The sequence below is a fragment of the Pseudarthrobacter sp. AB1 genome, assembly GCF_014926485.1.
Taxonomy (GTDB): domain Bacteria; phylum Actinomycetota; class Actinomycetes; order Actinomycetales; family Micrococcaceae; genus Arthrobacter.
In genome coordinates, this window is the sequence record NZ_PZKO01000094.1 from 1 (window position 1) to 813 (window position 813).

Sequence of the window (813 nt, forward strand, 5' to 3'; positions counted from 1 at the left end):
TGTAATGATGTTCCGGCGGTGACCTACTCTCCCACACCCTCCCGGGTGCAGTACCATCGGCGCTGTGGGTCTTAGCTTCCGGGTTCGGAATGGGACCGGGCGTTTCCCCCACGCTATGACCGCCGTAACCCTTCTACCCGGCCCGTTCAGGCGTGCCTGTACGGGTGGGAAATCTGGTTACAACATTGTGGTGTTGTTATGTTGTTGTGTTGTGTTCCTGTGCAACGGCCCGTGTGACGGGTTTGTTGTTTGGGAACCACATAGTGGACGCAAGCAGTCTTGTTATCTTTTTACCACCCCGGGTTGCAAACGCTTTTGAACCGTTTGCAGGGGTGGTGTGTGGTGTAAGTTATCGGCCTATTAGTACCGGTCAGCTTCACGAGTCGTTAGTCCTCGCTTCCACATCCGGCCTATCAACCCAGTGGTCTGGCTGGGGGCCTCTCACACACAAGGTGTATGGAAATCTCATCTCGAAGCGAGCTTCCCGCTTAGATGCTTTCAGCGGTTATCCCATCCAAACGTAGCTAATCAGCGGTGCACTTGGCAGTACAACTGACACACCAGAGGTTCGTCCGTCCCGGTCCTCTCGTACTAAGGACAGCCCTTCTCAAATTTCCTGCGCGCGCAGCGGATAGGGACCGAACTGTCTCACGACGTTCTAAACCCAGCTCGCGTACCGCTTTAATGGGCGAACAGCCCAACCCTTGGGACCTACTCCAGCCCCAGGATGCGACGAGCCGACATCGAGGTGCCAAACCATGCCGTCGATATGGACTCTTGGGCAAGATCAGCCTGTTATCCCCGAGGTACCTT

The 813-nt window shown here is 55.7% G+C and carries 2 rRNA genes; both read right to left on the reverse strand.

Features of this window, described 5'->3' with window-relative positions:
- Nucleotides 1–10: 10 nt before the first annotated feature.
- Nucleotides 11–127: ribosomal RNA gene (gene rrf, locus DAD99_RS21390) — 5S ribosomal RNA — on the reverse strand.
- 212 nt (nucleotides 128–339) lie between these two features.
- A 23S ribosomal RNA gene (locus tag DAD99_RS21395) occupies nucleotides 340–813 on the reverse strand; the annotation flags it as partial.